Source organism: Arthrobacter pullicola, assembly GCF_014836875.1.
GTDB lineage: Bacteria > Actinomycetota > Actinomycetes > Actinomycetales > Micrococcaceae > Arthrobacter_B > Arthrobacter_B pullicola.
The window spans coordinates 444138-462550 of record NZ_JACSQC010000001.1 but is presented as its reverse complement, the minus strand read 5'-3'; the positions used below and the strand labels follow the sequence as shown (position 1 = coordinate 462550).

Genomic DNA, 18413 nt, shown 5'->3' with positions numbered 1-18413 from the left:
GCCGCTGAGGGTGGAAGCGCGCCGGTAGGTTGACCCCACGACGTCCCGCGCCTGAGGTAGATTTCCTGGCAGGATCAGCACGGGAAACGCGCCGTCGGTAAACGCGTTGGGGGGGGAAGCATGTCAACAGGGACGATCTTGCAGATCACACTAACGGCCGGGGTGACCTTGTTCATCGGCCTTATTTCCTGGTGGGCGCGGAAGCACCCCAACCGCTCCAAGGACCATCCGGAACGGATCCGCCCGCCCAAGGTGGTGCCGGGAGTCGGATGGCTCTTTATCGCCGTCGGGCTCCTGATGGGTCTGGCCGCCCTGTCCATTGAAAACCCGGAGATTGGGATGGTCATCAGTTCCGTGGCCATCTTCGTTGGCGGGTTAATGTTCCTCTGGATCTACCGGAAGGTATATGTGGCACCACGCCAATATGAGCTGGCTTTCCGCAAGATCTTTGGGCCGGAACATGTCCTCCCCTACAGCGACATTGTCGACTACCGGATGCAGCGGCTGAAAGGACAGCCGTTTCTGTCGGTCAGATTCGCCAATGGCGTCAAATACAGCCTGAACGTCAATGCCTTTAATGTGGCGCCCATGATGCAGGCCATTGATTTCCACCGGGCTACGGGCCGCTGGCCCATGCCAGTTGATGCCATCCATCTTCCGCCTGTGGACTGAACCTCGAAAACGGTCACCAGCGGAGGGATTAGTCTGCCGGACGGTCGCGAGTCAGATCGAAGATGGCGAGTTCCACCTGCGCACGGGTCCTCCCATAAGGAGTTCTGAGCAGTCAACCGCGCATGATCTGCCTTCCTCTACCGGAACTCGGTCTCGACGGGCTCCAGAAGAAACAGGCAGGAATTGTCTTCGTATTTTCCAACTTGCGCCGTAATCCGGAGGTTGTCGCGCACGCCGATGGTGTCGGGAAGGTCGCTGTCCGGGAAGTGCAGGTCGGAGGTGGTGTTGACATCCCTGAACTGGAAGTTCGGCCCAGATGCGCTTGTCTCGCTAAAGTCTCCGGCACCAATCAAGATGTCATACCGCGTCTTGTAGCCGCCATGAGGGTTCATCGCGCCGATACTTCCGTCGAACGCGATGGTCTTCCCCTGATATTGGGCGGCAAAGCCGGCAATTGAATCGCTGCAGTAGTCGCCTTCAGCTAGCAGAGCCGCTAGCTCACTGCTGTTTTCAACGGTGAGTATTTCATCCTCTGGTTCAACGGCCTCAGCTTTTTCGGATGCTTGCTCGCTTGGCGCCACTTGCGCCGGCATGGAAGGCTCGGGCGCCGGTTCGCTTGAACTGCTTGGTGACTGGGCCGGACTCGCGACAGCATCGCCGTCTCCCTCTTGGATCACACCGACTGTGATAGCGAGGGCGATTAGGAGGACAACGAAACCACCTGCCACAACTTGAACGCGCAGTGGCAGCTTTCGCAGGAGGACAACGGCACCATCTGCCATAGCCTTAAAGCTCAGCGGCAGCTTTCGCACTGGGCGCCGGAATGTGATCTCGGACCGCAATGTCCCCTTGTCTTGAGAGACGGGTTCCCAGCCTTCCTTCTCCCATTTCGCCGTTGTCCTGGCTTCAGCGCCTCGGATTGCCCGCACCGTCTTGAACTCGTACTGCACTTCGTTGTCAGCCACGCGGCTTCCGTTCCCTATTTGCGTTTATATAGGTGCTGAGCCTAGCAACCGGCGCGACTTAGTCTGGTGCCTGGACCGTCAAAAAGTAAGCCATTCGGAGGACTGTGGCACGAATGAATGACATTGTCGGCTCACCACGGGAGTTCTAGGAGCAATACCTCGGATTGGTCAGCGAGCAGCCCGCCCCTCAAACATTTCCGACGTCACACCGTAACATAGGAAATCTCGGCAACTGCGCAAGCGAGCCCCCTGTCCCTCCATCCCACGCGCGCCGGACACCAGTCCTCCAGCCACACACAAACTGGACGAAGGTGCGCACGTGCAGCACCTGTTCACCAACAGCCCCAGCAGACCTACTGGGGGACGCTTCGGGTCACCAACCCGCTGTGCGTTCTTCGGAGACCCGGCTGCATGACATTCCTGCTGGTGGCGGACACTGCTGCGCAGTGACTACCAGAACAAGGTGGCGGGCCGGTTGACGGCGCAGCAGCTACTGCGCGGGGCATCGTTCATGGGGACAGGATTCAGGACGATCGAAGTTTCCGGCGAGGACATGCCCGGACTCCGGCCAGCAGCTATGGCAAGACAAACATGTGGGCCAAAGCCGCCCACACTTCGGGCTTCGAAGTATTGCCTGGATGAGCAGCCAGCGCGACGTAGAGAAGTCCTATGTGTCTTTCGGCGACCGCTTGCGGGAGGATGATTTCGCGGTCGAACCGGCCTATGGGCGGGCATTCGAACTGCCGAGCGACGATGAGTGGCTGACGCGGCTCTGCTTGCCGTTGATGGTGGGGGTTCGCAGGTAACCCAGCAGGGGAGATTGCGCCTCCTGATTTACCGGAACGCCTGTGCGGCACCGCGCCAGTAATGAGGTGCCGTCCGCAGGGTCTTGGCAGCTCGGAACACCTCCGCCCCTACGCTGCGGGCCATCGATTACCAACGGGCCACCGGGCGGTGGCCATTTCCGGTTGATGCCGCCCATCTGCCGCAGGGTCTCTGACCGCGTCTCGAACCGTAGGCGTACTCATCCAGCTTGCTGGAGGCAGTCAACAGCTCCGCTAAATTGAACCCATGACGTTCCCGGGGGCCGTGCTCGATATTTCCAACCTGTCCGTAGGCTACGGCGGCATGCCGGTCTGCGGGCCGATCACGGCACGCGCCGGCGCGGGCGAGATCCTCGGCGTCGTTGGCTTCAACGGTGCCGGGAAGTCCACGGCCGCCCGCACCATCGCCGGGAAGCAGCAGATGCTCGACGGCGAGGTCCGGGTCCACGGGCTGCCGGTCAACGAGGACGCGGTCCCGTTCCGCCGCGCGGTTGCAGCCCTGTTTGACGAGGACGCTTTCTTCCCATCGCTCTCCCTGCGCGAGCACCTGCAGCTGGTCGCCCGCGGCCACTCCCTCCCGGATCCGGACGCCGCCGTCGACGCCGAACTGGACTTCTTCGCCCTGCAGGAGCGGGCCGACGCCGTTCCCGCCTCCGTCTCCTCCGGCCAGCGCCGCCGCCTGCTGCTGGCGTCGGCCCTGATCCGGCCGTCGTCGCTGCTGATCCTCGACGAACCGGAGCAGCGACTGGACCCCGCCATGCGCGAACGCCTCGGAGAGCGCATCCAGGCCTATGCCGCCGAAGGCGGGACGGTCCTGCTGGTCACTCACGATCCTTCGCTGCTGCTGGCCACCGCAAAGCGGTGCCTACTGATTGACGACGACGTCCGGGAGATCGCGCCCGAGCGCGCCGCCGCGGAAATCGCCGGACGCTGACGGATGACCACCGAAACCGTCCAAGACCCTCCCCCGTTCGACCCGGTCCGCTACACCAGGCAGGCCTCGCGGGCGTTTTCCCGCGGCCGGACCCGGTTCCGGGATGCGTTCGTCGACGTCTACACCGCCGTGCTGGCGCTCGGAACCATCGGAGCCCTGGCCGTGGGACTCGTCCTGGCCCTGCGCGAGCAGGTGGCCCAGGCCTGGAACGTCGGTTCCGGGCGCACCCTGGTGACGCCGCCGTCGTTCGCCCTGCCCGACGGCGCGGCAGCGGCTGTCCTGGTCTTCGCGGCCCTGGCTGCGGTGATGGTGATCGCCCGGAAGCTGGGCCCCGCGGCGGTCAGCGGACCCGAAGGGTACTGGTGGCTGGGGCTGCCGCTGGAGCGGCGGCCGATGGTGGCCGGCCGGCTCGTCCGACGCCTGCTGCTGGTGTGGGCGGGCACCGCTGTGCTGTATCTGCCGTTCGGGTTTGTGATGGGCCTGCAGACCAGTGTTCGTGGACAGGTCCTGGCGGCTGTGACGTTTGGGGTGGGGGCGGTCTGTGCCGTGCTGCTCGCGGGTTTGCAGCAGGCCCTGCCGGCTCCGCGGTCGGCGGCTGAGCGGCGCCGCGGCATGCTTCCCGGCCTGCTGGTGCTGGCGCTTCTGAGCCTGGTCACGGTGCGGGTTGCCGCGGGGTCCTGGGCGCTGGCGGTCGTCGGCTTTGGTGTCACCATTGCCCTCGGCCTGCTCGTGTTCGCCCGGCTGGATCGGATCCCGGGCCGGGAGCTGATCCGCGGCGGCGCGGTGTCCGGGCACACGGGTGCCGCGGTGTACCTGATGGATCTCAATGAGGTGGGCCGCGCGCTTTCGGCAGAGCCCGACGGCGTTGCCTCCGCCCGTGCGGCGCGCTGGTATGCGCGGGGTGGGCGGACTCCGTTTGGAGCCCTGCTGCGTGCCGATACCGCGGCGTTTCTGCGGACCCGCGGCCTATGGGTCCGTCCGGTGCTAGTGCTGGCGGTGTTCGTAGTCGTGTTGCTGGCCGGCGGTGCGCAGCCTCCGCTGGTGCAGCTGGGGATGATTGCGGTAGCCGTGTTTGCGGCGGTTCCGGCGCTGGGTGCGGTGGCGCGTCGGACGGCGATTATGCCGGGTCTGGACATGCTGCTGCCGTTGTCAGTGTCAGTCGTGCGGCTGAGCCGGATGGCCCTGCCTGCTGCTGCGCTGGCGTTGTGGACTGCGGTGTTGTGTGCGGTGCTGGTGCTGCTCGGCGCGGGTAGTCCGTCGCTGATCGCTCTGGGTGCGCTGGCCGGCGTGGGGTTTGGTGCCTCGGCGGTGCGGGGTGCCTATCGGCCCCAGCCCGACTGGAGCCTTCCGCCGAAGGACACCCCGTTCGGGCCGGTGCCCAGCGCGCAGGCCGGGTCGATGGTCCGTGGTTTCGACACGACCCTGCTGGCGCTGGTTCCGCTGCTGCTCGGGCTGTTCCTAGGCTACGTGCCCGGGATGCTGCTGCTGGCGCAGGCTGGGTTTTCTGCGGTGTGTGTTCTTGTGGTGATGTACTCTCGGCCCAAATAAGACCCGGATGGGTCTACCCTGGGCGATCAGAATGACGCCAGGAGACGGTGAGCCACTCCAATTTTTATAGCTAGAATATTTGACCTCCTGACCGCTGCAGTCATACCGTTGTCCGGATGCAACTCGTGGGCGACTCTCACACCGGACGAGGTGATCGAGGGCTTGCAGTTCTATCCGGAGACTCCGCGTACCCGATCAGCTTTGGCATGGAAGTCTTTCCAATAGTGCCTCGCAACAGTGTTTGATTACCATCAACTTGATGGCCACTTGCGAGACATTCAAATGGGACACTGAAATCGTGTCCAGGCCGCGCGAAAGTGTCCTACGTGACCGGCGTCTTTCAATCCTTGGGTTGTGAGACGGTAAGGCTGCCTCGCCTGTGAGTCATGAGAGGATCAGCCTGTGAATTGGGACTGGTTAAGAGATGTCGGTTGGATCGGCACAACTATTGTTGCTCTCGGAGGTCTAGCAGCGACTTTATGGACGAGTCGCCGGGCCGGACAAACCCAGCTGTCGGTTCAGAATATGCAATTGACGGAAAGCCGCCGGGTCCTTGAGTGGCAGGAACGAAAAAACGCTTACGCCCAGTTCCTCAGTCGCTTCCAGGAGTACTTCGACAAGTCGATCATCCAACGGCAGGTCGACAACATCATTGACTCGGCGCTGCAAGCACCGGCGAAATCCCACACGTCTCCACAATCCGAGTCTCGTGATTCAGCTACGGACGGAGGGACGCCGGGCGGGGACCGACGTTTACAGGTGTACGAGGAGATGCAAGAAAAGTTTGGAGTCTTGACGATGCAGGAAGGTTGGGCGCTGCTTACACAACTTCGAGACGCGGCAAATCATGCACGGCTCATCGCTCCGCGTCCCGTGCGGCTGGCCATCGATGCGCTTATGGAAGCGGCAGACATGGAAAAAATAAAAGACGCTGTTCGGACTGAAGTACTGGTGAGAGACTTTCGTGCCGAAATGGAAGCAAGGAAGTTAGCTCTGAACGAGCTGATGAATGAAGACCTGCTATCCGGCTCTCCGTCCGACAGGTGAGCACGAGCCAGCGGGGGGAGGGAACCCGTCGTACCCTCCCGCCCGCCCCCGGTCGTCCTAGCCGCTCCCAGTTGGGCGGGTTGGGAAGTTTTCAGCAGGGTCTGAATCACGCGGCGAGGGCCAGCTGTATGCGCGACAGCGTCTTTAGCTCATGCGGACAATTCCCGGCAGGTGGCTTCAAATAGGGAAGGTCGTTATCGATGGCCCAAACGAGCATTGCATCCGGCTGTGGCGTGATATGCGTGTGCCGCCAGAACTCCTTGTCGAGTGCTGCAATCCGCTCATGCATGAGCCGCAAATTTTCAGTGTTCGTGACCGCCCAAAGATGGTCCGGACGAACACAATTAGTGACGTTGCAGATGTGATCGAGCACCTTCCTCGGTGCGTGTCCCCGTAAAAGTAGACGTAGGAAAAGCGGTGAGCTAGCCAAGACCCGTGGCAACTGAACATGCCATAGCCTTTCGCGTTAGTCCCCCCGGACCACAGCCAGCAGCCCGTGGCTGGGTCTGGCTCGATCTGCTCGCGGAATCGTGCGAGTGTCTTCTGCTGGGCCACGTAAGTGCGCTCAGATAGAGCCAGCCTCTCATGCAGGCGGCAATAATAGTGCGCTGCCTGAATGCGGCTGCAGCCTTTGGCCGTGCATTTAGGTGTTGCTCTATACCATTGCCGATAGTGCTTCAGGCAACGCTTTTGAGCTTTCACTGGTTTCCCGCAGACGACGGCGTTTCCAGCGCCGTCCATCGCGCGTGCTTTCTTGGTCATACGGCTTTCACCGCATGTATCGTTTTTTCACGGGTGAAAGAGGGGGTGGCCTCCGGAAACCCCGGTATACCGGCGGGGAATTGATAGGCCCGGCGGACTGATGCTGCCAGGCCTGGGTTATTTAGGGTTTCTGTAGTCCGGTGCACAGTTCCGGTGTTGCAGGCGTAGCTCCAAGCGGAGACTGCAGGGGAAATGTATATGGTTAGCTCCTCAGAGTGAGCCGCAGCAGGGGTGAGCGGCTTGAATCATCGGCCTCCTGAATGATGCGCCGGAATGGGGACCTTCTTGAATGCGGCGAGGAATGCGTGGAGGTCCGCCGCCAACTTCGTCGACAAGCAGCTCCAGCGCTTATCCCCCCGGGAGCCGCTGCTTGGACTGCCTACAACTATTGGGTCATCCGAGGCAGACGTCGTCCACAGAAAGTGCACGGGCTCGACGCGTGATCCCGCGGGAACAAAGGCGATTACGACGCTGGCTCTCGGTAGCCGTGCACAGACAGTGTCCTCCGCCCACGGCCGGCACACGTCCGCAGCAACACGGGTGGTGAGGTGCGTCTTGCGCCGGCGCGCTAGCTACTAGGCTGACCGTGTTTGTTGGATTTGGCGGAACGGGGGACTGGTATGGGAATGATCGCGACTGTTGATCTGGACAACGGTGAATGGGAACTGGGAGACCCGCTAGGCAAGGGCGGCTACGGTGTCGTCTATCGCGGACACCAGGGCGACAGGGAAGCGGCCATCAAGTTCATCCCAAAGGGCCACGGTCCGGCCAGGGAGATAGAGCTCAAGATTCCGGAAGATGCTCGCAACGTTGTGCCAATCACCGGATTCGGTCAGGACGAGGAAAACTGGATTGTCTCCATGCCGTTGGCCGCTGACACCTTGGAAAATGTGCTCGCCCAACACGGCGGCAAACTGCCGGAGCAGTTGGCACTGCAGGTCTTATCCGATGTGACCGAGGCTCTCATCAGTCTGGATGGACGAATCATTCATCGGGACATCAAGCCTGGAAACATACTTCTTCTGGATGGGAAATGGTGCCTCAGCGATTTTGGCATTGCCAAGTACGCTGAGGCCGTTACCGGGACGATGACTCACAAGTATGCGGGTAGCTTCCATTACGTCGCGCCTGAACTGTGGACCACCGGCACAGCGAGCAGCCAAAGTGACATGTATGCGCTGGGTATCGTTGCCTACCAGATCATCACCGGCAGACTTCCTTTCGATGGGACGCGGGAGCAAATCCAAATCGGGCATTTGTCGGAAACGCCAGCGCCCACGGGTGCACAGTCCAGACTGGACTGGGCGATCAGGGAGTGTCTCGCAAAGGCGCCGGAACTCAGGCTGACTGCCGCGCAGTTCGCGAATAAGCTCACGCCTAGCCAGCCGTCGATGCCGTCCAAAGCGACGGAAGCAATGGCTGCCGCTGACCAAGCCCTCAAGGACAAACGGGATCTGGCTGAGCGTCAGGCTCTGCAGTTTCGGGCAGATGCCGAGGAAAGGAAGGCGTATCTCAGCTTTGCGAACGAACGCCTCACCCAAATCGCCGACGTGTTTCTGGCCAGACTTCAAAGTCTGTCAAACGAAGCGGAACTGGAGGGGAGACATGGACTCGGGTGGACCCTGCGCTTGGGGTCGGCGAAGCTGACATTCGGGGAGATGATGCACAATCCGCACTGGCAGTTGATGGAATCGGAGGATGATCCGTTTACCGTCATGGCGACTGCAGGACTGTACTTGCAGCAGTCAGCGAGCGGTGGAGATTATTCTGGGCGCTCACATTCGTTGTGGTTTGCCGACGCCGAGGAAGCAGGACATTTCCAGTGGTACGAAACCGCATTCGCTCAAGTGGAAGGAATGGTCCCATTGCAGCGACCCGTTCCGTTTGAAGCAGGGTTCGAGTCGGCGGAGTCGCAGGAGGCCCTTCACTGTCGGGGCGGATACCGTGTCGCATGGCCGTTCGCGCCCGTCGACCCCGACAGTCTGGATGAATTCGCGGACCGTTGGGCGGTCTGGCTTGCCGAGGCGTCCCTGGGGCGACTCATAAAGCCCTCGGCACGGGAAGCGGCTATCGAGGCACGCGGCTCGTGGCGGTCAACCGATAGGGTGCCTCCGGTGGCCTAGCCATTGGCCGAAAGTGTGCGGGGGAAGACCAATGATGAGAAGGGCTTCATCAACTAGTATGGCGCGTTTTGGAGTCAGAGTGGTCCGTGGAATCGACCTTGACGCCGGCTGCATTGTCTGTCACAGCCAGTACCATTCTGGCCATGACAGAATCTGAGGAGTCTGCGAGGAAATGCCCGGGCCCAAATGAAGATGGGTCGGGTTTGTGTGGGCGGGCGGTTTACGCTCACGCGGGCGACATAATGGTCTGCCAGACGCATCACCGGCAGTATAAGAAGGACGGCCGCCTTCGACCCATTCGTCGAGTCCTTGACTCTGACACATCGTGCACCGGACCGGGCTGGCAAAACCCGACGTGTGACCGGCCAGCCGTGCATTGGGATCTGACCACCATGCCGTATTCCCCGCTATGCAAGGGGCATTACAATCAAAAACGGGCAGCCCTACGGAAGGGGTCCGGGGGCCTTAGCCCAATCAAGCCAACGAAGATGAAGCATCCGTCATTGACGAGGGACGAATGCGGCCGTAAGAGATGCTGCGTATGTGAAAAGTGGTTGGACCCGGAGCAATTCAGTCCTGGGGGACGTTCCACCGACAGGCTCAGTGCTCACTGCAAAGCATGCGGCAATGAGTTGAGGAGGATGCGTGCCTTCGGTCTTTCCGCGAAACAGTTCAAGGAGATGATCGCATCGCAGGGCAACGCATGTGCGATCTGCAGACGGGCCTTCGACGGCATCGTCAACAAAGTTTGCGTCGACCACGACCACGCATGTTGTCCTGGAGTTCGAACCTGTGGCGAGTGCATAAGGGGATTGCTTTGCAACAATTGCAACTCCTCTCTCGGTTGGTTTAAGGATTCCGTGGAGGCGATTGTCGCGGCGATTGGGTATCTGGAAACTTGGAATGACTCCAGATTGCTTATACCTGCTCATCCGCGAGGACCGGGGGAAGCGAGATCAACCCTCCCTCGTCCGAGCGAACGCATATCGGTTGTCGGAACCGAGTGATAGCTTCCAGCTATGCCAGCGAGAAAAGGTTTTTTCCCGTGTCCTGCCCCAAACCACGAAGATAATGGAATATGTGGGCGTGAGCCCTATGCAACAGCCGCAGGAGAAATGGTGTGTGTTCGGCACTACGTTCAGTTCCGCAGACATGGTGAGGTGAAGCCGCTAAAGCGAAGGATAAAGGTTGGGATGGTCTGTTTGGCGGAGGGGCGTGAAAATCTTCCATGCGGGCGGCCAGCTAAACACTGGGACACTACTGGTATTCCACACGTACCACTTTGCAAGAGTCACGCTGAACAGCGCCGTCAAATCCGAATAGGGCTGCGAACCGAACTGCAACCCGTCCGAGACAGGCGGATAGCCCAAGAATCACAGGCCCGTGATGGCAAAGGCAACAAGAGGTGCGGTGAATGTAAGCAGTGGCTCCCAGAAACAGAATTCTGGAAATCAGCTGCGTCTAAAGACGGCCTAAACGGTCTGTGTAAACACTGCTCGGGCATAGCCGCACGTATGAAGAACTTTGGACTCAGCAAAGCAGACATTGAACGCATACTAGGCGAACAGGGGGAAGCCTGTGCCATTTGTAGAAGCCCGTTCACCCCTGCGCGCACCATAAGCGTGGACCATGACCACGCGTGTTGTCCCGGCAACTACAGCTGCGGACAGTGCGTTCGCGGATTTCTGTGCTCCAGTTGCAATTCCGGACTAGGTTGGATGAAGGACTCCGTGCCCGGGTTGTACGCGTCGGTAGCGTACCTGACGTCGTGGCAGCAAAGGCGGACCTCATCGGGTCCCGCCTCGCCTGCATAACGCTGCACGACCGCCCATCATGGGCTGCGATTCAACAGCTCTCGGCCTACCCGGAATGTGCGCAACTTACGCTTGTGCTATATCGCGACGCACCCCCTTGACGTGACCCACCCCACAAGGCACTATGGATCGTATACGATTTCGTACTTGATTCAGGAGTGAGATGTCTACGAGCAGCACCGTTACACCGGAGACCTTGGCTAGCGCCGGCAAGGTCATCGCCGTCCACATCAACTACCCCACCCGGGCAGCCGAACGCGGACGCACACCCGAGCAGCCCTCCTACTTCCTGAAGCCCAGCTCCTCCCTTGCCCTCACCGGCGGCACCGTGGAGCGCCCGGCCGGCTGCGAACTGCTCGGGTTCGAAGGCGAAATCGCCCTGATCATCGGCAAGACCGCACGCCGCGTCTCCGTCGAAGACGCCTGGAGCTACGTCAGCGGCGTCACCGCCAGCAACGACCTCGGCGTGTACGACCTCCGCTGGGCGGACAAAGGCTCCAACCTCCGCTCCAAGGGCGGCGACGGCTTCACCCCCGTGGGTCCGGCGATCCTCGACGCCGCTTCCGTGGACCCCGCAGATCTGTGCGTGCGCACCTGGGTCAACGGCGAACTTGCCCAGGATGACACCACCGCAGACCTGCTCTTCCCCTTCGCGCAGCTGGTCGCCGACCTCTCCCAACTCCTCACCCTCGAACCCGGAGACCTGATCCTCACCGGCACCCCCGCCGGCGCCTCCGTGGCCGTCCCAGGCGACGTCGTCGAAATTGAAGTTGACTCCCCCTCCACCGGCCAGACCACCGGCCGCCTGAGCACCACCGTCACCGAAGGCACGACGCCGCTGGCCCCCTTCGGCGCACAGCCCAAGATCGATGACAAGCAGCGCGAAGAAGCCTGGGGCTCCGCCGAGAAGGCGGGCCTGGCACCCAAGCAGGAACCGGCGTCGGCCCTCACCCCCGAGCTGAAGGCCAAGCTTGAATCCGTCGCCACCGCCACGCTCAGCTCCCAGATGCGCGCCCGCGGCCTGAACAACGTCTCCATCGACGGCCTCACCGGCACCAAGACCGGCCGCAAGGTGGTGGGCACCGCCCGCACCCTGCGCTACGTCCCCAACCGCGAAGACCTCTTCAAGACCCACGGCGGCGGCTACAACGCGCAGAAGCGCGCCATCGACTCCGTCCGCGAAGGCGAAGTCCTGGTCATGGAAGCCCGCGGCGAAAAGGGCACCGGCACCCTGGGCGACATCCTCGCCCTGCGCGCCATGCACAACGGTGCCGCAGCCATCATCACCGACGGCGGCGTCCGCGACTACTCCACCGTCGCCAGCTTCGACCTGCCCGTGTACTGCGCCAACCCGCACCCCGCGGTGCTCGGCCGCCGGCACATCCCCTGGGACACGGACATCACCATCGCCTGCGGCGGCTCCACCGTCCAGCCCGGTGACATCATCGTGGCCGACGACGACGGCATCCTGGTCATCCCGCCGGCCATCGCCGAGGAACTGGTGGAAGCCTGCATTAAGCAGGAACACCAGGAAGAGTTCATCGCCGAGATGGTCAAGGCCGGCAACAGTGTCGACGGCCTCTACCCGATGAACGCCGCGTGGAAGGAAAAGTACGAGGCCTGGGCGGCGGAACAGGCGTGAACACCGTCCCCAACACGGCCGGTGTGAGCAAGGCCGAACAGGCCTACCAGACCGTCCAGTCGAAGATCGCCTCCGGTGAATACGGCCCCGGGTACCGCCTGGTGCTCGGCCGGATCGCCAACGACCTGGGCTGCTCCGCCGTCCCGGTGCGCGAAGCGATCCGCCGGCTGGAGGCCGAAGGCCTGGTCCGGTTCGAGCGGAACGTCGGCGCCACCGTCACCGGCATCGACCCGACCGAATACCTCTACACCATGCAGACCCTGAGCCTGGTGGAGGGCTACGCGACGGCACTGTCCGCTCCCCTGGTCACCGCCGAGGACCTGTCCAAGGCAAAGGCCATCAATGCCGAAATGCGCGAATGTCTGGAGCACTTCGACCCGGTCCGCTTCACCGCCCTGAACCGGGAGTTCCACTCCGCCCTGTTCACCAACTGCCCCAATCCGCACATCCTGGATCTGGTCCACCGCGGCTGGAACCGGCTGGGCGCCCTGCGCTCCTCCACCTTCAGCTACGTTCCCGGCCGGGCCCAGGACTCTGTCGCTGAGCACGATCACCTGCTGGAACTGATCGAGTCAAAGGCCGACGCCGGCACTATCGAGGCCGCGGCCCGCGCCCACCGGATCGCCACGCTCGAGGCCTACCTGAAGCACTCCCCTAGCACCACCCCGTAAATCGAACCCGCAGACCAGACCCCGCATCAAAGGAGACGCCCCATGGCTGAGCACTACATCCCGGAGAACCTTCCCACCCACATCCAGCACTTCATCAACGGCGAATTCGTGGACTCCATCAACGGCGCCACCTTCGACGTGCTGGATCCGGTAACCAACCAGAACTACGCCACCGCCGCCGCGGGCCAGAAGGAAGACATCGACGCCGCCGTCGCTGCCGCCCGCGAAGCCTTCGTGAACGGCCCGTGGCCGAAGATGAAGCCGCGTGAGCGCGCCCGCATCCTCAACAAGATCGCCGACGCCGTCGAAGCCCAGGAAGAACGCCTCGCCGAGATGGAAACCTTCGACACCGGCCTGCCGATCACCCAGGCCAAGGGCCAGGCCCTGCGCGCCGCGGAGAACTTCCGCTTCTTCGCGGACCTGATCGTCGCCCAGTTCGACGACGCCATGAAGGTCCCCGGCAGCCAGATCAACTACGTGAACCGCAAGCCGATCGGCGTCGCCGGCCTGATCACCCCGTGGAACACCCCGTTCATGCTCGAATCCTGGAAGCTCGCCCCGGCGCTGGCCACCGGCAACACCGTGGTCCTCAAGCCGGCCGAATTCACCCCGCTCTCCGCCTCCCTGTGGGCGGACATCTTCTCCGAAGCCGGCGTGCCGGCCGGTGTGTTCAACCTGGTCAACGGCCTGGGCGAGGAAGCCGGCGACGCACTGGTGAAGCACCCGCAGGTTCCGCTGATCTCCTTCACAGGCGAGACCACCACCGGCCAGACCATCTTCCGCAACGCGGCAGAGAACCTGAAGGGCCTGTCCATGGAGCTCGGCGGCAAGAGCCCGTGCGTGGTCTTCGCGGACGCGGACCTCGACGCCGCCCTGGACTCCGCGCTGTTCGGCGTCTTCTCCCTCAATGGCGAGCGCTGCACCGCCGGCTCCCGCATCCTGGTGGAGCGCCCGGTCTATGACGAGTTCTGCGAACGGTACGCCGCGCGCGCCAAGACCATCGTCGTCGGCGATCCCCACGACCCGAAGACCCAGGTGGGCGCCCTGGTGCACCCCGAGCACTACAAGAAGGTGGCATCCTACGTAGAGATCGGCAAGACCGAAGGCCGCCTGCTGGCCGGCGGCGGCCGCCCCGAAGGCCTGGAAGAGGGCAACTACATTGCGCCCACCGTCTTCGCTGACGTGAAGCCCGACGCGCGGATCTTCCAGGAGGAGATCTTCGGCCCCGTCGTCGCGATCACCCCGTTCGACACCGAAGAAGAAGCCCTGGAACTGGCCAACAACACCAAGTACGGCCTGGCCGCCTACATCTGGACGCAGGACCTGACCCGGGCGCACAACTTCGCGCAGAACACCGAGGCCGGCATGGTGTGGCTGAACAGCCACAACGTCCGCGACCTGCGCACCCCGTTCGGCGGCGTGAAGTCCTCCGGCCTCGGCCACGAGGGCGGCTACCGCTCGATCGATTTCTACACCGACCAGCAGGCCGTGCACATCACGCTCGGCAAGGTCCACACGCCCAAGTTCGGCAGCGACGACGCCGCCAAGACCGACGCCTAACCCCCGCCCTGTTCGAAGGAGAACCATGAACGCCAACCCCAATCCGATCCCCACGCCGTCCATCGCTCCGCCGGACATTGTCCGCTGCGCCTACATGGAACTGGTGGTCACGGACCTGGCCAAGTCCCGCGAGTTCTACGTGGACGTCCTGGGCCTGCACGTCACCGAAGAGGACGAGAACACCATCTACCTGCGCTCCCTCGAGGAGTTCATCCACCACAACCTGGTGCTGCGCAAGGGTCCGGTCGCCGCCGTCGCCTCCTTCGCCTACCGCGTGCGCACCCCGGAAGACGTGGACGTTGCCGAGGCGTATTACAAGGAACTGGGCTGCCGCACCGAGCGCCGGGCCGAGGGCTTCACCAAGGGCGTGGGCGACTCCGTCCGCGTGGAGGACCCGCTGGGCTTCCCGTACGAGTTCTTCTACGCCGTGGACCATGTGGAACGCCTGACCCAGCGCTACGACCTCTACTCCGCCGGCGAGCTGGTCCGGCTGGACCACTTCAACCAGGTCACCCCGGACGTTCCCCGCGGCCGCGGCTACCTGGAGGACCTGGGCTTCCGCGTCTCCGAGGACATCAAGGACTCCGACGGCGTCACCTACGCCGCATGGATGCACCGCAAGCACACCGTGCATGACACCGCCCTGACCGGCGGCGACGGCCCGCGCATGCACCACGTCGCCTTCGCCACGCACGAGAAGCACAACATCATCCAGATCTGCGACAAGATGGGCGCCCTGCGCATCTCCGACCGGATCGAGCGCGGCCCCGGACGCCACGGCGTCTCCAACGCGTTCTACCTCTACATCCTGGATCCGGACGACCACCGCATCGAGATCTACACCCAGGACTACTACACCGGCGACCCGGACAACCCCACCATCACCTGGGACGTCCACGACAACCAGCGCCGCGACTGGTGGGGCAACCCCGTTGTTCCCTCCTGGTACACCGAGGCTTCCCTGGTCCTGGACCTGGACGGCAACCCGCAGCAGGTTGTGCCCCGCACCGACTCCTCCGAAATGGAAGTGACCATCGGCGCTGACGGCTTCTCCTACACCCGCGGCGACGAGACCGACTTCAAGGTTGGTTCGCAGCTGTAGTTCTCGGGCGAACGGCCGGCAATCGAAGAACCGGCGTACGACGGCGGGAGGGACAGCTTGGGCTGTCCCTCCCGCTTCTGTTGGGGTGGGGGCCGGGGTGCCCGGCCCGTCCTGGGGTCGGGGCCTGGCCCGCGCTTCCCACTCTCTGTTGCTGCTGTAACCAGATGTGACCACTCCAGGTAACAACCGTCACGAAAGGTGGGAAGGGCGGGCACGCTGCCGGTGTCCACAGCGGAACAGGACCGGACGCCGGGGGCTGACCGGGGTGCCCGCCGGGGTTGGCTGGCCGGGGTTGGCCAGGGCTGGGTTCGGCCGCCTGGCCGGCGCTTCCCACTCTCTGTTGCTGCTGTAACCAGATGTGACCACTCCAGGCAACAACCGTCACTAAGGGTGGGAAGGGCGGGCACGCTGCCGGTTTGCGGGGCCGAAAGGCTGACAAGCCGGACGCCCGGGGGCTGACCGGGGGCTGGCCGGGGACCGCGCGTCAGCTGACCGGGGCTGGCTGGGGGCTGGCCGGGGACCGCGCGTCAGCTGACCGGGGCTGGCTGGGGGCTGGCCGGGGTGCCGTGCGTCGGCCATACTTACGGCCTGACTCCCGCACTCCTGCACCCACCCGCACCACACCCCCACGAGCCCCACCCACACCCCCAGGAGCACCCATGGGCAAGGTCGTTCTCTACGCTTCAGTGTCAGTGGACGGATTCATCGCGGACGCCAATGACCAGCCGGGCCCGCTGTTCGACTGGTTGCTCAGCGGAGACGTGCCGCTGGACGAGAGCGGCGCATTGAAGGTGTCGCAAACGTCCTATGACTACACGCGGGCGTACTGGGACCGGATCGGGGTGACTGTCACCGGCCGTCATGTGTTCGACCAGACGGATGGCTGGGGCGGGGAACCCCCAGGCGGAATTGACCACGTAGTGGTCGTGACGCACCGGCCGCCGCCGGAGGGCTGGGACACCGCAGCCCCTTTTTCCTTCGTGAACGGCATCGCAGCGGCCATGGCGCGTGCCCAGGAGCTGGCGGGCGAGCGCATCGTGGAAGTTGCCGCCGGCGACGTCGGCGGGCAGGTCTTCGCTGCCGGCCTGGTGGACGAGGTGCGGATGGACGTCGTTCCGGTGGTGCTGGGCTCCGGGAAGCGGTACTTCGGCTCGGTCAGCGCCCAGCACCTGCTGGAGGACCCCGATGTGGTGCTGCGGGGCAACCGGGTCCTTCACCTGAGCTACCCGGTCCGCCGCTGACCCTTTGGTTCCGGCCTGGGTCCCGGGGCCGAGCCCACGGCGACACGGGTTCCCACTGTTTGTAGCCTCCCGTGACTGGTGGGGTCACATCAGCCACAGGCGTTTACAAAGACTGGGAACCCGTGTCGGCCCCACTGGGAGGCCCCACCCGGGCGATCCAACCCGGGCGGCCCAACCCGTTCGGCCGGAACCGTTCGGGTGGAACCGTTCGGCGGCCCAACCCGTTCGGCCGGAACCGCCCGGCTGGACCAGGGCGGAACCGCGGGGTTAGAACGGCTTGGTCGGGAGGTACTTTCCGTCCAGGGTGATCACGGCGCGTGAACCGCCCTCGGGATCTTCAACCTTCTTGATGTCCAGCTTGAAGTTGATGGCACTGATGATGCCGTCACCGAACTGCTCGTGCACTAGGGCCTTCAGCGTGGATCCGTAGATCTGCACCATTTCGTAGAAGCGGTAGATGGTGGGGTCGGTGGGGACCCCGCCGGGGATGCTGCCGCGCAGGGGAATGGTCTGCAGGATCATGCTGGCGTCCTCATCCAGCCCCAGCTTCTCGGACACGACGTCGGCGGCTTCCTTGGGCAGCGCGTGCTGGCCCAGCAGCGCGGCAGTGACGAAGGCAAGGCTCAGGCCCGTGCCGTCGGTCAGGTCCTGCCAGCTGAGGTTCCTGCGCATCTTGGCGTCAACGATGGCGGCGGTCAGCTCTTCGCGCGGGCCCTGGGTGTTCTGGGAGTGAATCATGGGAGTTTTTCCTTCTTCTTGTGGGGTTGAGGGGGAAATCAGGCGGCCGGTGCGGCCGCAGTCTGTGTGGAGGTGGCACTGGCGTGGGGGTTCTCGGCCAGGGAAACAAAGTTCCCGCTGGCACCGTCCAGGGTGTCGATGGAGCCGGTTTCAATGTCATATACCCAACCGTGAAGGGTCACCCGCTGCTGATCCAGCGCCAGGGACACCGAGGGGTGGGTCTTGATGTTGTTCAGCTGGGCCAGGACGTTCCCGCGGACCATTCCGTCCAGCCGTTCCTTGGCTGATTCATGGGTGCGGCCCGCGTTGACTGCCTTGGCGGCGTCGGCGTGGGCCAGCCAGCTGGCCACGGCAGGCAGGTGTCCCATATCGGCGTCGGAGGAAATGGCAGTCATGGCGCCGCAGTCGGAATGGCCGCAGATAATGATGTCCGTGACGCCCAGGACGGAGACCGCATACTCCACACTGGCCGTGACGCCACCAGGCTGGGGGCCGTTCGCCGGAACAATATTCCCGGCGTTGCGGATCACAAACAGATCGCCGGGTTCCTGCTGGGTGAGCAGCTCCGGAACAACACGGCTGTCGGAGCACGCGATGAACAGGGCCTTGGGTTTCTGGGAAGTGGACAATTCTTTGAAGAGGTCTGAGCGCTGGGGGAAAGCTTCCCGCTGGAACTTCAGAACGCCGTCGATGATCTCCTGCATGGGCCGTCTCCTTGTTGATAGTCGAGCACCTCAAGACTGACGGAAATCAGCGATAGTGTCCAAGAA

Annotated in this window: 17 protein-coding genes; 13 read left to right on the top strand and 4 right to left on the bottom strand. The window is 63.3% G+C overall.

What is annotated here, in order from left to right; translation table 11 throughout:
• Window positions 1–138: 138 nt before the first annotated feature.
• Complete coding sequence (locus H9638_RS02205; protein WP_225216880.1) at window positions 139–672, top strand: hypothetical protein; 534 nt, start codon at window positions 139–141, stop codon at window positions 670–672.
• A 137-nt stretch (window positions 673–809) separates the two neighbouring features.
• Here H9638_RS02205 and H9638_RS17035 read toward each other — a convergent pair whose 3' ends face one another.
• Window positions 810–1637, bottom strand: a complete 828-nt coding sequence (locus H9638_RS17035; protein WP_191745537.1) for a DUF4839 domain-containing protein — start codon at window positions 1635–1637, stop codon at window positions 810–812.
• A 638-nt stretch (window positions 1638–2275) separates the two neighbouring features.
• Here H9638_RS17035 and H9638_RS02195 point away from each other — a divergent pair.
• The 4 genes from H9638_RS02195 to H9638_RS02180 all read left to right on the top strand — a co-directional run bounded on the left by H9638_RS02195 (window position 2276) and on the right by H9638_RS02180 (window position 5990).
• Window positions 2276–2443, top strand: a complete 168-nt coding sequence (locus H9638_RS02195) for a hypothetical protein (RefSeq protein ID WP_191745536.1) — start codon at window positions 2276–2278, stop codon at window positions 2441–2443.
• Window positions 2444–2708: 265 nt separating this feature from the next.
• Complete coding sequence (locus H9638_RS02190; protein WP_191745535.1) at window positions 2709–3395, top strand: ABC transporter ATP-binding protein; 687 nt, start codon at window positions 2709–2711, stop codon at window positions 3393–3395.
• Between the two features lie 3 nt (window positions 3396–3398).
• A complete protein-coding gene (locus H9638_RS02185) occupies window positions 3399–4943 on the top strand; it encodes a DUF6297 family protein (protein ID WP_191745534.1) in 1545 nt (514 codons plus the stop codon).
• 402 nt (window positions 4944–5345) lie between these two features.
• Entirely contained in the window at window positions 5346–5990 is a 645-nt protein-coding gene (locus H9638_RS02180) for a hypothetical protein (protein ID WP_191745533.1), read from the top strand.
• 106 nt (window positions 5991–6096) lie between these two features.
• Here the strand turns inward: H9638_RS02180 and H9638_RS02175 are convergent, their stop codons facing one another.
• Window positions 6097–6363 (bottom strand): HNH endonuclease family protein, encoded by a 267-nt coding sequence (locus H9638_RS02175; protein WP_191745532.1) that lies wholly within the window; start codon window positions 6361–6363, stop codon window positions 6097–6099.
• 1015 nt (window positions 6364–7378) lie between these two features.
• On the opposite strand from H9638_RS02175, the gene H9638_RS02170 reads away from it, so the two are divergent.
• From H9638_RS02170 to H9638_RS02135, 8 genes are all read left to right on the top strand, one after another.
• A complete protein-coding gene (locus tag H9638_RS02170) occupies window positions 7379–8875 on the top strand; it encodes a serine/threonine-protein kinase (protein ID WP_191745531.1) in 1497 nt (498 codons plus the stop codon).
• A gap of 143 nt (window positions 8876–9018) precedes the next feature.
• On the top strand, window positions 9019–9882 hold the full coding sequence (locus tag H9638_RS17135; protein WP_404799620.1) for an endonuclease VII domain-containing protein: 864 nt from the start codon (window positions 9019–9021) through the stop codon (window positions 9880–9882).
• A gap of 12 nt (window positions 9883–9894) precedes the next feature.
• Window positions 9895–10689, top strand: a complete 795-nt coding sequence (locus H9638_RS17130; protein ID WP_404799619.1) for an endonuclease domain-containing protein — start codon at window positions 9895–9897, stop codon at window positions 10687–10689.
• A gap of 163 nt (window positions 10690–10852) precedes the next feature.
• Window positions 10853–12331, top strand: a complete 1479-nt coding sequence (locus H9638_RS02155; RefSeq protein WP_191745528.1) for a fumarylacetoacetate hydrolase family protein — start codon at window positions 10853–10855, stop codon at window positions 12329–12331.
• A complete protein-coding gene (locus H9638_RS02150; RefSeq protein ID WP_191745527.1) occupies window positions 12328–13002 on the top strand; it encodes a GntR family transcriptional regulator in 675 nt (224 codons plus the stop codon). The genes H9638_RS02155 and H9638_RS02150 overlap by 4 nt, the downstream gene beginning before the upstream one ends.
• Before the next feature lie 42 nt (window positions 13003–13044).
• Window positions 13045–14562, top strand: a complete 1518-nt coding sequence (hpaE, locus tag H9638_RS02145) for a 5-carboxymethyl-2-hydroxymuconate semialdehyde dehydrogenase (RefSeq protein WP_191745526.1) — start codon at window positions 13045–13047, stop codon at window positions 14560–14562.
• 25 nt (window positions 14563–14587) lie between these two features.
• Window positions 14588–15664, top strand: a complete 1077-nt coding sequence (gene hpaD, locus H9638_RS02140; protein WP_191745525.1) for a 3,4-dihydroxyphenylacetate 2,3-dioxygenase — start codon at window positions 14588–14590, stop codon at window positions 15662–15664.
• A 659-nt stretch (window positions 15665–16323) separates the two neighbouring features.
• Window positions 16324–16905, top strand: coding sequence for a dihydrofolate reductase family protein (locus tag H9638_RS02135; protein WP_191745524.1), 582 nt, complete (start codon window positions 16324–16326; stop codon window positions 16903–16905).
• Between the two features lie 267 nt (window positions 16906–17172).
• Here the strand turns inward: H9638_RS02135 and cynS are convergent, their stop codons facing one another.
• Both cynS and H9638_RS02125 read right to left on the bottom strand, forming a co-directional pair.
• Complete coding sequence (cynS, locus tag H9638_RS02130; RefSeq protein ID WP_191745523.1) at window positions 17173–17643, bottom strand: cyanase; 471 nt, start codon at window positions 17641–17643, stop codon at window positions 17173–17175.
• A 38-nt stretch (window positions 17644–17681) separates the two neighbouring features.
• Window positions 17682–18347 (bottom strand): carbonic anhydrase, encoded by a 666-nt coding sequence (locus tag H9638_RS02125; protein WP_191745522.1) that lies wholly within the window; start codon window positions 18345–18347, stop codon window positions 17682–17684.
• Between the last annotated feature and the right edge of the window lie 66 nt (window positions 18348–18413).